Genomic DNA, 15,210 nt, shown 5'->3' with positions numbered 1-15,210 from the left:
CCGGCACCGAGAGCCACGAGAAACTCAAGCTGCTTTCCGTCCTGGGCGACCGGCAGCCCCACATCTGACCTGCACCGGTCGGCACGGGGCACGGCTCGGCTCTACGACCCCAGGATCTCCGTCAGGTCGTAGCGCACCGGCTCCTCCAGCTGGGCATACGTGCAGCTCTCCGGCGTCCGGTCGGGTCGCCAGCGGCGGAAGCGGGCCGTGTGCCGGAAGCGCTGACCGTTCTCCATGTGGTCGTACGCCACCTCGCACACCCGCTCCGGCCTGAGCGGCACCCAGGACAGGTCCTTCTTGCCGGACCAGCGGCTGGGCGCACCGGGCAGCCGTGCCGTCTCGTGCGCCGCCTCCTCCGCCCAGGCCGCCCACGGATGCCCCTCGACCGACTCCATACGCAACGGCTCCAGCTCCCCGACCAGCTCCTCGCGCCGCTTCATCGAGAACGCCGCGCTCACCCCGACGTGCTGCAGGGCGCCCTGGGTGTCGTACAGGCCGAGCAGCAGCGAACCCACGACGGGTCCGCTCTTGTGGAGGCGGTAGCCCGCGACGACCACGTCCGCCGTCCGCTCGTGCTTGACCTTGAACATCAGGCGCTCGTCCTGCCGGTAGCGCAGCGTGAGCGGCTTGGCGATCACGCCGTCGAGGCCCGCGCCCTCGTACTGCTGGAACCACTGCTGCGCCACCTCGATGTCGGTGGTCGCCGGCGCCACATGGACGGGAGGCGTGGCAGTGGCCAACTCCCGTTCCAGCAGCGCCCGTCGGTCGCCCAGCTCCACGTCCACCAGTGCCTCGTCTCCGAGCGCAAGCAAATCGAAGGCCACGAACGAGGCCGGTGTCCGCTCGGCGAGCAGCCTCACCCGTGACTCGGCCGGGTGGATCCGTTCTGTGAGCGCGTCGAAGTCCAGGTGCCCTTCCCGCGCGATCACGATCTCCCCGTCCAGCACACACCGCTCGGGCACCCGTTCCCGCACCGCCTCCACCAGCTCGGGAAAGTACCTGGTCAGCGGCTTACCGGTACGGCTGCCGAGCTCGACCTCGTCCCCGTCGCGGAACACGATCGCCCGGAACCCGTCCCACTTCGCCTCGTAGTGCATGCCCGGCGGAATCTTCGCCACTGGCTTGGCAAGCATGGGCTTCACGGGTGGCATCACTGGCAGATCCATGTCTTAGATTCTGCGCCGCTGTGTTGCTTGACGCTTTCTGGACCGGCGTTCAGCGCAGCCACGGATCCGTCTGCCGCAGCCACTGCAGGACCTGGGTGACCAGCCCGTGGTCATCCCACCTGGGTGAGATGACCACGAACCGCGGGCCGATGCGCGCCGACGCGGAGAAGTACAGGCCCTCCCCGCCGCCCAGCAGCGGGCTCGACGCCTCGCGCCCCGCCCGGTTCCGTGGCGCCGGCCTCGCAGGAGAGGTTCGCGGCCGGGTGACGCGTACGGGTACCGGTCGGCCCGTACCCGTACGGGGCGTACGCGGCGCAGGGTCGGCCCGCCCGGCGGCGTCGTATGCCGCACGCCGCCCCGCATCGCCCAGCGTGTCGTAAGCGGCGAGGACATCCGCGAGGCGATCCGCCGCTGCCGGATCCGCCGGCCGGGCGTCCGGGTGCAGCAGCCGCACCAGCCTGCGATAGGCGGAGGTGATCTCCCCGGCGGAGGCGTCACGCGGGACGTCGAGGACCGCGTAGTGGTCGCGCCGCGGTCGCTGCCCTGGCATCGTCCTCACCTCCTCGGCCGCTTGACCTGCGCGGATCCTCCTAGGAGCCTCCCATCAACTAGGCATATAACTTTGCCCACATGGTGTCAATATGCACCTTTTGGGTATGCGAGGAGGTGAGAGAGGTTCGTGGAAGCGGCCGTCGTTGACGGCCCTGTCACAGTCCGAGAGGAGCGTGACCGGGATGCTGCTGCGCACCGATCCCTTCCGTGAACTGGACCGTCTGGCCGAGCAGTTGCTGGGGGCCGTGGCCCGGCCGGTGACCGTGCCGATGGACGCGTACGAGCGTGAGGGTGCGTTCTGGGTCCAGCTGGACCTTCCCGGTGTCGACCCGGACAGCATCGATCTGAGTGTCGAGCAGAACGTGCTGACCGTACGCGCCGAGCGCTCGGCGCCGGACGTCGGCCAGTCGGAGCTGGTCGTGGCCGAGCGGCCGTACGGCGTGTTCCGTCGGGAGCTGTTCCTGGGCGAGACCCTGGACGTGGAGCACGTCGAGGCCAGCTACGACGCCGGGGTGCTGACGGTCAAGATCCCGGTGGCTGAGCAAGCGAAGCCCCGCAAGATCGAGATCAGTCACGCCGAGGAGAAGCAGCAACTCTCCGGCTGACGGCCAGGCGCCCAGGCGTCCAGACCCGTGGCCCGACCTGAAAGGGTCGGGCCACGGGCTGCGTGTCGCCGCGTCTCCCGGTTCTGAGCCCGTCCGACGGATGTGACGTAGCTCCTCGCGACTTCTTGCAGACCTGCGGAGGATGGGGGCTCTCAGCCTGTCGTCTGGTCGGCGGGCCGGCAGCGAAGGGAGAAGTCCGCCCATGTCTGAGCATGTGCACGTCCGCATCAACCGAGGTCTCGGTGCCATCGAGAGCGGTGAGCTCGTAGAGCATTCCTCCTGCCGCTGTGGAGCCACTTGGACCAAGACCTACCGCGTCGGGGAAGAGGACGCCGAGTAGGGCGTACGTACGCAGCGCCCTCGCCTCCTGGGACAGGGCCGATGCCGGGGAAGCCGTTTCAGCTACGGCTCAGGGATGGAACCACGGCAACGGGACACTCTGACAACGGAGGTGGATGCCATGGGCACGGCAACACTCTCGCCGGTCAATTCCCACAACGAGTGGGACCCGCTGGAGGAGATCATCGTCGGGCGTCTCGACGGCGCGACGATCCCCGGCCACCATCCGGTCGTGGCCTGCAACATCCCCCCGTGGGCGGGGCGGCTGCAGGGACTCGCGGCCGGGTTCAGGTACCCGCGTCTGCTGCTCGAGCGGGCGCAGCAGGAGCTCGATCAGTTCATCGGGCTGCTGGAGTCCCTCGATGTCACGGTCCGGCGGCCGGAGCCGGTCGACCACAAGAAGCGCTTCGGCACCCCTGACTGGTCGTCGCGAGGTTTCTGCAACACCTGCCCGCGGGACAGCATGCTCGTGATCGGCGACGAGATCATCGAAACCCCGATGGCCTGGCCGTGCCGGTACTTCGAGACCCACTCCTACCGCCCGGTCCTCAAGGACTACTTCCGGCGCGGCGCACGCTGGACGGCGGCACCGCGACCGCAGCTCACCGACGAACTGTTCGAGCCCGGTTTCCGTCCCGCCGCGGCCGGCGAGCCCGTGCGCCTCATCCTCACCGAGTTCGAGCCGGTCTTCGACGCGGCGGATTTCGTACGCGCGGGACGCGACCTGTTCGTGACAAGGAGCAACGTCACCAACCGCATGGGCATCGACTGGCTGCGCCGTCATCTCGGTCCCGCCTATCGCATTCACGAGATCGAGAGCAGCTGCCCCACCCCCATGCACATCGACACCACGTTCGTGCTGCTCGCGCCCGGCAAGGTCCTGGTCAATCCCGAGTACATCGACGTCGACCGCCTGCCCGACGTCCTGGACACGTGGGACGTCCTGGTCGCCCCCGAGCCCGACCCGATCAACGAGCCCGTGCTCAAGATCACTTCGATGTGCGGCGAGTGGCTGAGCATGAACGTGCTCATGGTCGACGAGAAGCGGGTGATCGCGGAGCGGCACCACACCGGCATGCTGCGGGCGCTCGAGAAATGGGGCTTCGAACCGATCCCGTGCGACCTGCTGCACTACGCGCCGTTCGGCGGCTCGTTCCACTGCGCGACCCTCGACATCCGGCGTCGCGGCACGCTTGAGTCGTACTTCGATTGACCGGCCCTGAACCCCCTGTCGCTCGGTATGCGAGGGGCGTGCGGTACGCATACCGTGGCTCGCATGGGTGAAGCGGTGGAGTTGGAGGCGGGCGGGCGGACCGTGCGCTTGTCCAGTCCGGGGAAGGTCTTCTTTCCGGAGCGCGGCCTTACGAAGCTCGATGTCGCCCAGTACTACCTGGCTGTCGGCCCCGGCATCCTGCGCGCCCTGCGCAACCGGCCCACCACCCTGGAGCGCTACCCGGAGGGCGTGACCGGCGAGTCCTTCTTCCAGAAGCGGGCGCCCAAGAACATGCCCGACTGGATCCCCACCGCCCACATCACTTTTCCCAGCGGGCGCAGCGCCGACGAGATGTGCCCCACCGAGGTCGGAGCCGTGGTGTGGGCCGCGCAGTTCGGCACGCTCACCTTTCACCCGTGGCCGGTACGCCGCGACGACGTCGACCACCCCGACGAACTCCGGCTCGACCTCGACCCGCAGCCCGGCACGGACTACGCCGACGCCGTCCGCGCCGCCCACGAACTCCGCGCCGTACTCCACGAGTTCGGCGGATTGCGCGGCTGGCCCAAGACCTCCGGCGGCCGCGGTCTGCATGTCTTCGTGCCCATCGAGCCGCGCTGGACCTTCACCCAGGTCCGCCGCGCCGCGATCGCCGCCGGACGCGAACTGGAGCGCCGGATGCCCGACCACGTGACCATCGCCTGGTGGAAGGAGGAGCGCGGCGCGAAGATCTTCGTCGACTACAACCAGACGGCTCGCGACCGGACCATCGCCTCCGCCTATTCCGTACGCCCCCGTCCGCAGGCCCCGGTGTCCGCACCCCTGCGGTGGGAAGAGGTGGGCGAAGCCGTGCCCAAGGACTTCGACATCACGACAATGCCCGCGCGCTTCGCCGAACTCGGCGACGTGCACGCGGACATGGACGATCACGCCTTCTCCCTCGAGGCCCTGCTGGAACTGGCCCGCCGCGACGAACACGACCACGGCCTCGAGGATCTGCCGTACCCGCCCGAGTATCCGAAGATGCCGGGGGAACCCAAGCGGGTACAGCCGAGCCGGGCGAAGAAGGAACAGCCCCCGGCTACTTGAGGCCTACAACTCCTTGATCCGGATGTCGCGGTACGAGATCACATCCGTCGTGCCGTGTACCTGGAGGCCGATGTAGCCGGAGGCGAACCGTCGCCCGTCCGTGCCCGGGTCGTCCGAGCGGGGCGGGGTGAAGTCCTGGCCGCCGATGTTGTCGAACTCGTTGATCAGCACGCCGTTGCGGTACACCGAGTAGTGCTGGTCGACCACACGGATCTCGTAGTCGTTCCAGGTGCCCTTCTGGGTGACGCCCGCACCGGCCAGGCCCACGCGGTCGAAGCCGTAGACCGAACCGGACTTGTACATGTCGCCGTCCGGGCGGTCGTTGATCTGCAGCTCGTGCCCGTACTTGATGGCGACCCACTCCGGACGCGACTCCTCCGGATGGTCGTGGACCCACGGGAAGCGGGCGAACACACCCGCGTTGGCGTTCCCGGTGCCCGGCGCGTCGTCACGCCACTGCAACTTCAGCGAGAAGTCGCCGTACTTGCGCTCCGGGAACCACAGCATGCCCATGCCCGCCACCGTGGTGCTGCTGGTCATCGAACCGTCCGCGTTCACCGCGAACTGGCCGCCACCGACCTGCTGCCACTTCGCGAACGACTCCGCGGAGCCGTCGAAGAGCGTGCGGTAGCCCTCGGTCTGGCCCGGCTTGCCGATGCCCGACTGCTTGGCGGTCTTGTTGATGAGGTTGTACTCGCGCTGGACGATGACGCCTTCCTTGAGGAGCGCGTCCAGGACGGTCTTCACGTGCTTCAGGAACAGCGCGTGCGACGTCCACTCCTTCTCGTCCTCGATCAACTCGTTGATGCGGCACCGGTTGTTGGTGACCCGGTTCGGCACACCCGTGTCGACCGTGCCGACGATGACCGTCAGCCGCTCGTCGTACTCGGCGCAGGCGGGCGCCGGCACCCCGCCGCCCGACGCGACCGTGAAGCTCACGGTTCGGGCGTCGGAGGTGTTGCCCGCCTTGTCGCTCGCCCGGTACGCCACCTTGTGCGCGCCCGCGCGATCGACCACGACGGGCGCGGTGTACGCGAGATAGGGCCCGCCGTCCAGCGAGTACTCGATGGCGGCGACCCCGGAACCATGGTGCTCGTCCGTGGCCGTCACCGTCACCTTGGCGCTGTTGAGGTAGGCCCCGGAGGAGTTCTTCGTGCCCTCGACGCTCACGCCGGTCACCGGAGGAGTCTTGTCCTCGGCGGGCGGCGCGACCACCGTGAACGAGACGGACTTCTCCGCGGCCACGTTGCCCGCCTTGTCCGTGGCCCGGTACCGCACCTTGTGCGTGCCCACCTCGTGGACCATCACCGGAGCCGTGTACGGCTGCCAGGCACCGGAGTCACCGAGCGCGTACTCGATGGTGTTGACGCCGGAACCCGTGTCGGAGGCCGTCACGGTGACGGTCGCCATGGAGAGGTACGCACCCTCCGGATTCTGCTCACCGGTCACCGAGGCCGACGTCTCCGGAGCCGTCGTGTCGTCCGTCGACGGCGGCGCCACCGTGAACTCCTCCGCCTTCTCGGCGGCCACGTTCCCGGCCTTGTCGACCGCTCTGTAGCGGACCTTGTGGTCGCCCACCTGGTCGATCACCAGGGGCGTGGTGTACGGCTGCCAGGCGCCCGCGTCACCGATCGCGTACTCGATCCGGTCCACGCCCGAGCCGTCGTCGGTCGCGTTCAGCGTCACGGTCGCCGATCCCACGTAGGCGCCGTCCGCGTTCTGCGTACCGCTCACGTCCGCCGAGGTCTCGGGCGCGGTCGTGTCCTCGCCGGTGCCCTCGGTGACCACGAGGATGCCCTGCATCTGACCGTGGCCCGGGATGGTGCAGTAGTAGCGGTACCGGCCGGGCGTCAGGGTCACCTCGGCCGTGTACTTGCCGCCCTGGTCGTCGTTCGGGTTGGCCAGGATGTTGAGCGGGACGTCGTTGTTGTACTCCGGGTCGGAGACGTCGAACGTCAACGTGTGCGGCATACCTGTGGTGTTGCCGGTCGCCACGCTGTTCTCGAAGACGATCGTCGTCGTGCCCGCGACCGCGGTGGCGGGCGCCGACAGGTACTTGTCGATGTCGTTGCCGGCCGTCCACGTGAGCGTTTGCGCGGCGGCTGCCGACGGGGTGCGCGCTTCATCGGATTGCCCGGAGGCGGACGTGGACGTCAGCCCGAGCACCATCAGCAGCGACGCCAGAAGCGCCGTCCACAGGCGTACGTTTCTTCGCCGCCGTATGCGTAGAGCCGTCACTGTGCCTCCTTGGCCAGTTGATCGGCGGCCGGCGTCGGAGCGCCGCCCTTGTAAGTGACCTGCCACAGCGCCGACTTGGCGTCCGAGGTGAAGAAGCCGCGGCCGTAATCGAGGGCGTACAGCGTGCCGTCGGGGCCGAACTTCCAGTCCATGAGGTTCTTGATGCCGTCATTGCCCACGGGGATGATCTTCTTCAGGGACTCGGCGTGCACGGGAATGCCGCCCTGGCCCGCGGTCTTGGGGTCGAGCAGGACCGCGTGACGCGGCTGGTCGGCGTCATAGAAGTCACCGACGAACCACTTGCCGTCCCAGTACGACGGCCACGCCCCCGCACCCGCCGACGCCGCGTCATAGCGGTAGACGGGCCCGTTCATCGCCGCCTGACCGCCGCCCTTCAGCCACGGCAGCAGGAACTTCTGCTCCTCCGCCTTGTACGACGGGACGCCGTTCGCGTCGCGCGGGAAGTCCGGTCCGCCGCCCTGGGGCGAGTACCAGATGGTGTTCCCGGTGACCGGCGGCAGGTTGACGAGACCGTCGTTGTTCGGCGACTCGTTCTTCGGGGCGTCGCAGTCGTACCAGCCGAGCGGCTTCGTCGGGTCCGGCAGATTGCGGTCGCGGTAGGGCTGCTTGTTGCCCATGCAGTACGGCCAGCCGTGGTTGCCCGGCTTGGTGATCGCGGCGAACGTGTCGTACTTCGCCGGGCCCCAGGTCGTCGACGGGTTTGACGCGTCCGGGCCGACCCAGCCCGCGTACAGCGTGTCCGTCTTCTTGTCGACGGAGATGCGCGCGGGGTTCCTGACGCCCATCACATAGATCTCGCCGCGCGTCTTGCCGCCGCCCTCGTCGGTCTCCTTGCCGGTGAAGAGGTTGCCCTGGGGCAGGGTGTAGGTGCCGTCCGGCTCAGGGTGGATGCGCAGGATCTTGCCGTTGAGGTTGTTGGTGTTGCCCGACGTCCGGCGCGCGTCCGCGAAGGAGACGCCCTTGTAGTTGGGCTGCGGGTTGTTGCCCGAGTAACCGTCGCTGAAGCCACTGGAGTTGTTGTCGCCCGTGGCGATGTAGAGGTTGTCCTTGGAGTCCCACGCCATGCCGCCGCCCGCGTGGCAGCAGCTGTGGATCTGCACCGGCCACTTCAGCAGGACCTTCTCAGTGCTCAGGTCCAGCTTGTTCGTGGCGAGATCGAGCGTGAAACGGGAGACGCGGCGCTCGGCCATCCGCGTGTCGCGGTTGATCTGAGCGTGCGGCGTGTAGTGCAGATACACCCAGCCGTTCTGCTGGAACGCCGGGTCCAGCTCGATGCCGAGCAGTCCCTCCTCGACCTTGATCAGCTCACCGCCGCCGCCCTTGTTGCCGAACACGGTGAGCGCGCCGGCCAGGGTGACCTTCTTGGTCTTCGGGTCGTAGACGTGGATCTCGCCCTTGCCCTTGCCGATGTCGGGGTTGTTCCAGTCCGTGACGACGGGCGCCGAGGCGTCCGCACCACCGCGGCCGATATAGATCACGCGTCCGTCGGGGGCGGTGACCAGGCCGTGCGGCTCGCCGATCTGGTCGTTCTGACCCGGCTGGTTGGGCTGGGTCAGCCGCTCCGCCTTGTAGTTGGCGTTGATCGCCGCCTTGCAGTCGGCACGGACGAGCCGCGTCGTCCACAGCAGCGCCCCGCGCAGGTGCGTACGGAAGTCGACTTCGTCGTACGAGGCGACCGTGCCGCCCATGCCCGTGTAGAAGGAGCGTCCACCGTCGTAGTCGCGGCACCAGGACACCGGGTGGTCGGCGCCGTTCTTGCTGTCGCCCGGCTGGTACGTCGACTCGCGCACCCGCGCCACGGTGTGCACGTCGCCAGAGGGGTTCTTGACCCAGTTCAGCCAGGTGTCGGGGCGCTTCCACTGGAGCGGGAGGTCCTTGGTGGCTGGGTGCTGCCGGTCGCCGACCTCAACGATCGCCCGCTGTACGGCAGTTGGGCTCGACGCGGCGGGACGGGCACCGACGAGTCCCGTGAACCAGTCCGAGTACGGTTCGGCGCGGGCCGCGTCATGGAGGCCGAGGAAGCCGCCGCCGGCCTCCATGTACGCCTCCAGGCCGGCCTCCTGCTCGGCGTCGAGGACGTCGCCGCCGCCGGTCAGGAAGACGACCGCGTTGAAGCGGCCGAGCTTCGTCTCGTTGGTGAACACGGAGGCGTCGTCCGTGGCCGTCACCTTGAAGCGCTGGTTCGCCGGGCCGGTCAGCCCGATCTCCTCGATCGTCTCGATACCGGCATTGACGACGGGCGACTCGTCCCCGCCCGCCGCGGAACCGTGGAAGAGCAGGACCCGTACGTTGGCGCCGCCTGGCGGCGACTTGATCGACATCGTTGTCAGTGGCGGTTCGGGGGCCTGGCGCGCACTGGCGGGGCCGCCCGAGAGCAGCCCCGCGGTGACGAACCCGGTAGTCAGGACGGCCGCCCAGGCTCGTCTCTTCACCCGTCTGTTTGTGGTCAACTCTCTTAAGGACAGGGATCTTTGATGCGATGTGAACCGCATAGGGTCATCCACTCCTCAGCCATTTTCAGGCTCGGTTCGCCGCCGGGGCGCTACGGCCTGTGTCGAGAGCGCGACCGTGCTCGACCCTCCTTCGTCGGGCACTCCGCGCGCTCGCACTCTCGACACAGGCGCGCCCCTTTGGCTCACTCGCGCCACAGCAACAGCGCCAAGGAAGCTAGACCTCTTTGCCCGTCTCGCCAATAGGTACGACCGGAATGGCACGAACTTTGTCCTGAGTGTGGAAAAACTGCTGCGGTACCGCTACCGTCTCAGCGGTTCATCTCCGTAATTTCCGTATCAGGGTGGGGAGTTCGGCATGGACAGACGCGGCTTCAACAGGCGCGTACTGCTGGGCGGTGCAGCCGTCGCGACATCGTTGTCTCTGGCTCCCGAGTCCCTCGGCGCCGCAGAGGCCGCGGAGCCGGTGAAGACCGCCCCGGCCGGCGGCGAGGTCAAGCGCATCAAGCTGTACGCCGAGAAACTGGCCGGCGGCCAGATGGGCTACGGCTACGAGAAGGGCAAGGCGTCGATCCCCGGCCCGCTCATCGAACTCAACGAGGGCGACACCATCCACATCGAGTTCGAGAACACCATGGACGTCCCGGTCAGCCTGCACGTCCACGGCCTCGACTACGAGATCACCAGCGACGGCACGAAGCAGAACAAGAGCGACGTAGAGCCGGGCGGGACCCGTACGTACACCTGGCGCACCCACGCACCCGGCCGCCGCAAGGACGGCACCTGGCGCGCGGGCAGCGCGGGTTACTGGCACTACCACGACCACGTCGTCGGAACGGAACACGGCACGGGCGGCATCCGCAAAGGCCTGTACGGCCCTGTGATCGTCCGCCGCAAGGGCGACATCCTCCCGGATGCGACCCACACGATCGTCTTCAACGACATGCTGATCAACAACAAGCCCGCACACACCGGCCCCAACTTCGAGGCGACGGTGGGCGATCGCGTCGAGTTCGTGGTGATCACGCACGGCGAGTACTACCACACCTTCCACATGCACGGTCACCGCTGGGCCGACAACCGCACAGGCATGCTGACCGGCCCCGACGACCCGAGCCAGGTCCTGGACAACAAGATCACGGGACCTGCCGACTCCTTCGGCTTCCAGGTGATCGCGGGGGAGGGGGTCGGCGCGGGCGCGTGGATGTACCACTGCCACGTCCAGAGCCACTCGGACATGGGGATGGTGGGTCTGTTCCTGGTGAAGAAGGCGGACGGGACGATTCCGGGGTACGAACCCCATGAGCCGCATGAGCCGCATGAGCACTGAGCCCTGCCGGTTCCTCTGAGAGGAACCGGCAGGGCTCTCACGGTCGTACGAGCGTCGAAGCGTGCTTGCTCAAGTAGTGGTTCAGCAGGTGCCGACGTACACCGCGTAGTCGATGTCGTCTGTGCTGCCCAGCCGCCTCTCGCCCGGCCCGACGCACCAGTACCGCACGTCGGTGGTCCAGTCCAGCTCGATCTTGATGATGACCTTGCCGCGGCCGCAGTGTCCGTAGTAGGCGGTGTCACGGGTCTCGTAGTAGCCGCATGCCCTCGCGGAGGTGTCCCCCGGCGGCGTCGCCGCGGCAGCGGTGTTGGCGCCGGCCGACAGCAGCCCGGCCGTGGCGATCGCGGCGGCTGCGGCGGTCACACGCTTGAGCGGGATCTTCTTCTTCATGGGTTCCCCTTTGATCGACGGCACCGATCACGAGTGAGCGTGACCGGTAGAGACGGCGGGCTTGCGATCTCAGCTCCGCCTCAGAGTTCCGTCGCAACCGGGCCGGCGACGCGGCTGTTGCGGCCGGAACGTCGACTCCAGGTGTAGGGGCTCAGACGTTGTTCGCGTTCGGGGCGGGGATGCCGAACAGACAACTTCCGAAAAATGCGCCACGGGCAGACAGCGCGGGCAACAGCGGGCAACAGATGAGGGCACCCGCGTCGACGCGTTGGTGCCAGCCATGCCGCTGTGCCGCGCCTGGCTGATCGAACCCGGGCCGAAGTCCCCGCCCGGCGGCCGACGCTGACCGCCGCGCCTCAGTGACTGCGATGGGCTTGGTGGACTCAGTGGAGGCAGAGGCAGAACGGATGGCCCGCCGGGTCCGCGTAGACCCGCCAGTTGGCGTCCGGGCGGAGCTGGTCCGTTCGCTCCAGGACGGTCGCGCCGAGGGCGAGCGCCCGCTTCTCCTCGCCGTCGAGGTCGTCCACGTCGAAGTCCAGGTGGAGCTGCTGCGGGCGCTCCTGGCCGGGCCATTCGGGCGCTCGGTAGCCGTCCACCCGCTGGCAGGCCAGTGGCGTCCCCTCGAACCCGTGTACCTCAACCCAGTCGGGATCCTCCGGATCCGGGACCACCCGCCCGCCGAGCAGCTCGGCGTAGAACTCCGCGAGCCGTACCGGATCGGCACAGTCCAACGCGACCATCTGCAGCTTCCGGATCACTTCCGACACCTCTCGCTCTTCAGCCGCTTCCGCGACGCCCCCGGTACGGGAGGCGTCGTACCCACCGCGGCGACGGGCATGCGCGGCGGGTCGAGCCGCCCGCGACCGACGTCGACCCACGGGGAGTCGTATGACCATTGAGGATGCGGCGGTGCTGAGTGGAACAGTCGACTCCGGTGCGCCAGGCTGGTTGCCATGCGGTCACTCTTCCGCTCATCCGGCCCCTCAGGAGCGGGCGGTCACAGCCGGGTCCTCTTCCGACTCGGGCAGTGTCTGCCGTTCGTGATCGTACTGTTCGCGCTGGGCATCGAGCTCTCGCCCGCACACGAGGTGATCACCGGTCCCATACTCGCCGCGATTCCGGCATTGGCGGCGCTGACGTTGGGCCCGATGGGCACCCTCTCGGCAGCTGCGGGAGCCTTCTCCGTCACCGTGATCACGGCCACCCTCCACCAGAGCTGGGGTGGCCAGGTCTACAGCAACCTCCTGTCCCTCCTCGTGGTGTCAGTGGCCAGTGTCACGATGAGCAGTGCCGTACGTGCGCGCAGGCAGAGTGAGCTGGACCAGGTTCGCCGGATCGCCGAGGCGGCACAGCGAGTCCTGCTGAGACGGGTGCCGGCCCGTCTCGGGCCGGTACGGATGGCCAGCCTGTACCTCGCGGCAGAGGCCGGGGCACAGATCGGTGGCGATCTCTACGCGGTCTCGCAGACCCGGTACGGGGTCCGGATGATCGTCGGCGACGTGCGCGGCAAAGGGCTGCCGGCCGTGCGTCTGGCCGCGGTTGTACTGGGGGCGTTCCGCGAGGCTGTCCACTACGAGGAGGAACTGACGGAGGTGGTGAACCACTGCGCCGCCGCGCTGGAACGCGAGGGTGCCGTGCCGGATGCGATCGATCCGACCGCGAGGGAACACGAGGCCGAGGATTTCGTCACCGCGATCGTGGTCGAGGTCTCCGACAGCTTCGTGATCCAGGTGATCAACCGCGGCCACCCGCCACCGCTGTTGCTGCGCCGTGACAAGGTCGAGGCTCTGATGCCCACCTCGCCGCTGCCGCCCTTGGGACTGGAGGAATTCATCGCCATCCCTCCAGCTAAGGCGGACAGCTATGCATTCACGCCAGGCGATCGTCTGCTGCTGCACACCGACGGCGTGATCGAAGCGCGAAGCCCCGACGACGGCTTCTTCGCCCTCCCCGAGGCCATGGAAGCAGCGCATACGTGCAGTACGCCGGAGTTCCTGGAGCAACTGCACCAGGGCTTGATCCGCCACACCGGCGGCCACCTGTCGGACGACGCGGCGATGCTTCTCGTGGAACGGCTCGCCGTAGAGGATTGATGGTCGGCGGGTCGGCGATCCGGACTCACGACGCCAGTCCGTCCAGCTCCTCGCCGATTGCCTCGCGCAGGGCTTCGTGCTGAGGGCCCAGCGCATACCGCTCCTCGCTCCACCGCTCCCTCGGATACAGCCACACGGGCCTTCGTACGAGATCGGCCGGCTCCCAGTCGAACCGCGGCCAGACATGCGCATGCAGGAACGGGTCGGCGTTCCCGAGAATCTCCAGGTTGACGCGGCGGAACGCCGGGTCCAGCCGCTTGCAGGCGCGTTCGACAGCCTCGCCCAGCCTGTCCATGTCGGACAGGAACGCCAGCCGCTTGCCCCGCGCCAGCTCCGACAGCCGCTGCACCGCGGGATCGTCCACGAGGAGCACCGAGTATCCCGGCAGGAACTGCACGTCCCCTATCACCGCGAACCCGGCTGCCAGCCTCCGGAGCACCGTGGGATTCACGCCCCGTAGCGCGCTGCCGATCCGGTCGCTCCGCCAGTCTTCAGCCATGGTCGGACCCTGCCCGCGACGCGGCCACTCGATGTGGACCCGGCGGGATCAGGGAGCGCTCTCAGCAGTACGGCGACCAGGAGTTATCCTGAGCGCGAACCGCTGCCCTGAGGAGTTCCGAGGTGTCCGAGTCGTCGACTGCGTCGCGCCCCACGTTGGAGGCGGTGGCGGCACGGGCGGGGGTTTCCCGGGCCACCGCGTCGCGGGTCGTCAACGGTGGTGACGGGGTGCGGGAGCCGCTGGTCGAGCGGGTCAGGCGGGCCGTCGAAGAACTCGGTTACGTCCCGAACCAGGCGGCGCGCAGTCTCGTCACCCGGCGGCACGACGCGGTCGCCGTGGTGATCGCGGAACCCGAGACCAGAGTGTTCGCCGACCCCTTCTTCGCACTCCAACTCCGGGGTATCAGCAAGGAGTTGACCGCGCACGACTCCCAACTTGTACTGCTGCTGACCGAGGGTCGCGACGACCATGCGCGCGTGGGCCGCTATCTGGCCGGTGGCCATGTCGACGGTGCGCTCGTCTTCTCCCTGCACCTCGACGACCCGTTGCCCGGCCTGATCCACGGCGCCGGGGTGCCGACCGTGTTCGGCGGGCGGCCAGGCTGGGGTGACGGGACGCGCGGTGCCGCGTCCCCCGTGTATGTCGACAGCGACAACCGGGGTGGCGCCCGCGAGGCCGTACGCCATCTCGTCTCGCTCGGCCGTACCCGCATCGCCCACATCACTGGCGCCCTCGACCAGACCTCGGCGGTCGACCGGCTCGACGGCTTCCGCGATGTCATGGTGGACGCCGACCCCCGCCTGATCGCGGAGGGCGACTTCACACCGGCGGGCGGCGAGCGGGCAATGCGTCAACTTCTGGACGGTTGCCCGGACTTGGACGGCGTATTCGCCGCGAACGACTTGATGGCTTCGGGTGCGCTGCGGGTGTTGCGGGAGCGGGGGCTTCGGGTGCCCGAGGATGTCGCGCTGATCGGGTTCGACGACATGTTGCCGGTTGCGGAGCAGACCGACCCGTCTCTTACGACGGTCCGTCAGGACATCGAGGAGATGGGTCGGTTGATGGCTCGGTTGCTCTTGCGAGGGCTGAACGCCGGGGCCGCTGCCGTCGGGTCCGCCGGCGCGGGCTCGCAGGAGGGCTTGGTGGGGGCGCCCTCCAGCGTTGTCCTGCCGACAACGTTGGTGCGGCGCGCGTCCGCGTAGAGGTTCGCGGACGAGTCTGCCCG

14 protein-coding genes are annotated in these 15,210 nt (G+C 68.4%); 7 read left to right on the top strand and 7 right to left on the bottom strand.

Annotation, left to right across the window (positions count from 1 at the left end):
• Window positions 1-101: 101 nt before the first annotated feature.
• Both ACQEVY_RS07280 and ACQEVY_RS07275 read right to left on the bottom strand, forming a co-directional pair.
• Window positions 102-1,166, bottom strand: coding sequence for an ATP-dependent DNA ligase (locus tag ACQEVY_RS07280; RefSeq protein WP_432946017.1), 1,065 nt, complete (start codon window positions 1,164-1,166; stop codon window positions 102-104).
• Window positions 1,167-1,215: 49 nt separating this feature from the next.
• Window positions 1,216-1,716: a J domain-containing protein gene (locus ACQEVY_RS07275; RefSeq protein ID WP_432946015.1), complete on the bottom strand. Its 501-nt coding sequence runs from the start codon at window positions 1,714-1,716 to the stop codon at window positions 1,216-1,218.
• 184 nt (window positions 1,717-1,900) lie between these two features.
• Here ACQEVY_RS07275 and ACQEVY_RS07270 point away from each other — a divergent pair, with 184 nt between their 5' ends.
• The 4 genes from ACQEVY_RS07270 to ligD all read left to right on the top strand — a co-directional run bounded on the left by ACQEVY_RS07270 (window position 1,901) and on the right by ligD (window position 4,964).
• Window positions 1,901-2,323 carry an Hsp20/alpha crystallin family protein gene (locus ACQEVY_RS07270; RefSeq protein ID WP_432946013.1) on the top strand — a complete coding sequence of 141 codons (423 nt, stop codon included), beginning with the start codon at window positions 1,901-1,903 and terminating at the stop codon, window positions 2,321-2,323.
• 202 nt (window positions 2,324-2,525) lie between these two features.
• Window positions 2,526-2,663, top strand: coding sequence for a hypothetical protein (locus tag ACQEVY_RS07265; protein WP_432946012.1), 138 nt, complete (start codon window positions 2,526-2,528; stop codon window positions 2,661-2,663).
• Window positions 2,664-2,783: 120 nt separating this feature from the next.
• Window positions 2,784-3,875, top strand: coding sequence for an amidinotransferase (locus tag ACQEVY_RS07260; RefSeq protein WP_432946010.1), 1,092 nt, complete (start codon window positions 2,784-2,786; stop codon window positions 3,873-3,875).
• 63 nt (window positions 3,876-3,938) lie between these two features.
• Entirely contained in the window at window positions 3,939-4,964 is a 1,026-nt protein-coding gene (ligD, locus tag ACQEVY_RS07255) for a non-homologous end-joining DNA ligase (RefSeq protein WP_432946008.1), read from the top strand.
• A gap of 3 nt (window positions 4,965-4,967) precedes the next feature.
• Here ligD and ACQEVY_RS07250 read toward each other — a convergent pair whose 3' ends face one another.
• Both ACQEVY_RS07250 and ACQEVY_RS07245 read right to left on the bottom strand, forming a co-directional pair.
• Entirely contained in the window at window positions 4,968-7,133 is a 2,166-nt protein-coding gene (locus ACQEVY_RS07250; RefSeq protein WP_432955105.1) for an OmpL47-type beta-barrel domain-containing protein, read from the bottom strand.
• Window positions 7,134-7,198: 65 nt separating this feature from the next.
• Window positions 7,199-9,715: a ThuA domain-containing protein gene (locus ACQEVY_RS07245; RefSeq protein ID WP_432946006.1), complete on the bottom strand. Its 2,517-nt coding sequence runs from the start codon at window positions 9,713-9,715 to the stop codon at window positions 7,199-7,201.
• Window positions 9,716-10,031: 316 nt separating this feature from the next.
• Between ACQEVY_RS07245 and ACQEVY_RS07240 the strand changes: the two genes are divergently transcribed.
• On the top strand, window positions 10,032-11,003 hold the full coding sequence (locus ACQEVY_RS07240; protein WP_432946004.1) for a multicopper oxidase domain-containing protein: 972 nt from the start codon (window positions 10,032-10,034) through the stop codon (window positions 11,001-11,003).
• Between the two features lie 81 nt (window positions 11,004-11,084).
• Here the strand turns inward: ACQEVY_RS07240 and ACQEVY_RS07235 are convergent, their stop codons facing one another.
• Together ACQEVY_RS07235 and ACQEVY_RS07230 are read right to left on the bottom strand one after the other, a co-directional pair.
• Window positions 11,085-11,393 carry a DUF6355 family natural product biosynthesis protein gene (locus ACQEVY_RS07235; RefSeq protein ID WP_328767304.1) on the bottom strand — a complete coding sequence of 103 codons (309 nt, stop codon included), beginning with the start codon at window positions 11,391-11,393 and terminating at the stop codon, window positions 11,085-11,087.
• Between the two features lie 383 nt (window positions 11,394-11,776).
• Window positions 11,777-12,151, bottom strand: coding sequence for a VOC family protein (locus tag ACQEVY_RS07230; RefSeq protein ID WP_432946001.1), 375 nt, complete (start codon window positions 12,149-12,151; stop codon window positions 11,777-11,779).
• A gap of 195 nt (window positions 12,152-12,346) precedes the next feature.
• On the opposite strand from ACQEVY_RS07230, the gene ACQEVY_RS07225 reads away from it, so the two are divergent.
• Complete coding sequence (locus ACQEVY_RS07225; protein ID WP_432945999.1) at window positions 12,347-13,486, top strand: PP2C family protein-serine/threonine phosphatase; 1,140 nt, start codon at window positions 12,347-12,349, stop codon at window positions 13,484-13,486.
• Between the two features lie 25 nt (window positions 13,487-13,511).
• Here the strand turns inward: ACQEVY_RS07225 and ACQEVY_RS07220 are convergent, their stop codons facing one another.
• The gene (locus ACQEVY_RS07220) at window positions 13,512-13,985 is read right to left on the bottom strand and encodes a diadenosine tetraphosphate hydrolase (RefSeq protein ID WP_432945997.1); all 474 of its coding nucleotides are present in this window, start codon (window positions 13,983-13,985) and stop codon (window positions 13,512-13,514) included.
• Between the two features lie 122 nt (window positions 13,986-14,107).
• Here ACQEVY_RS07220 and ACQEVY_RS07215 point away from each other — a divergent pair, with 122 nt between their 5' ends.
• Window positions 14,108-15,187 (top strand): LacI family DNA-binding transcriptional regulator, encoded by a 1,080-nt coding sequence (locus tag ACQEVY_RS07215; RefSeq protein WP_432945995.1) that lies wholly within the window; start codon window positions 14,108-14,110, stop codon window positions 15,185-15,187.
• Window positions 15,188-15,210 lie beyond the last annotated feature (23 nt).

The organism is Streptomyces sp. CA-288835, from assembly GCF_050936385.1.
Classification (GTDB): Bacteria; Actinomycetota; Actinomycetes; order Streptomycetales; family Streptomycetaceae; genus Streptomyces.
Note: the sequence above shows the minus strand (reverse complement) of the source record. Positions and strands in the feature narration are given on the sequence as shown.

What these genes read in the sequence shown, in the direction of transcription:
- ACQEVY_RS07280 (WP_432946017.1), bottom strand. Translation starts at nt 1,166, where the DNA reads ATGGATCTGCCAGTGATGCCACCCGTGAAGCCCATGCTTGCCAAGCCA.
- ACQEVY_RS07275 (WP_432946015.1), bottom strand. Translation starts at nt 1,716, where the DNA reads ATGCCAGGGCAGCGACCGCGGCGCGACCACTACGCGGTCCTCGACGTC.
- ACQEVY_RS07270 (WP_432946013.1), top strand. Translation starts at nt 1,901, where the DNA reads ATGCTGCTGCGCACCGATCCCTTCCGTGAACTGGACCGTCTGGCCGAG.
- ACQEVY_RS07265 (WP_432946012.1), top strand. Translation starts at nt 2,526, where the DNA reads ATGTCTGAGCATGTGCACGTCCGCATCAACCGAGGTCTCGGTGCCATC.
- ACQEVY_RS07260 (WP_432946010.1), top strand. Translation starts at nt 2,784, where the DNA reads ATGGGCACGGCAACACTCTCGCCGGTCAATTCCCACAACGAGTGGGAC.
- ligD (WP_432946008.1), top strand. Translation starts at nt 3,939, where the DNA reads ATGGGTGAAGCGGTGGAGTTGGAGGCGGGCGGGCGGACCGTGCGCTTG.
- ACQEVY_RS07250 (WP_432955105.1), bottom strand. Translation starts at nt 7,133, where the DNA reads ATGGTGCTCGGGCTGACGTCCACGTCCGCCTCCGGGCAATCCGATGAA.
- ACQEVY_RS07245 (WP_432946006.1), bottom strand. Translation starts at nt 9,715, where the DNA reads ATGCGGTTCACATCGCATCAAAGATCCCTGTCCTTAAGAGAGTTGACC.
- ACQEVY_RS07240 (WP_432946004.1), top strand. Translation starts at nt 10,032, where the DNA reads ATGGACAGACGCGGCTTCAACAGGCGCGTACTGCTGGGCGGTGCAGCC.
- ACQEVY_RS07235 (WP_328767304.1), bottom strand. Translation starts at nt 11,393, where the DNA reads ATGAAGAAGAAGATCCCGCTCAAGCGTGTGACCGCCGCAGCCGCCGCG.
- ACQEVY_RS07225 (WP_432945999.1), top strand. Translation starts at nt 12,347, where the DNA reads ATGCGGTCACTCTTCCGCTCATCCGGCCCCTCAGGAGCGGGCGGTCAC.
- ACQEVY_RS07220 (WP_432945997.1), bottom strand. Translation starts at nt 13,985, where the DNA reads ATGGCTGAAGACTGGCGGAGCGACCGGATCGGCAGCGCGCTACGGGGC.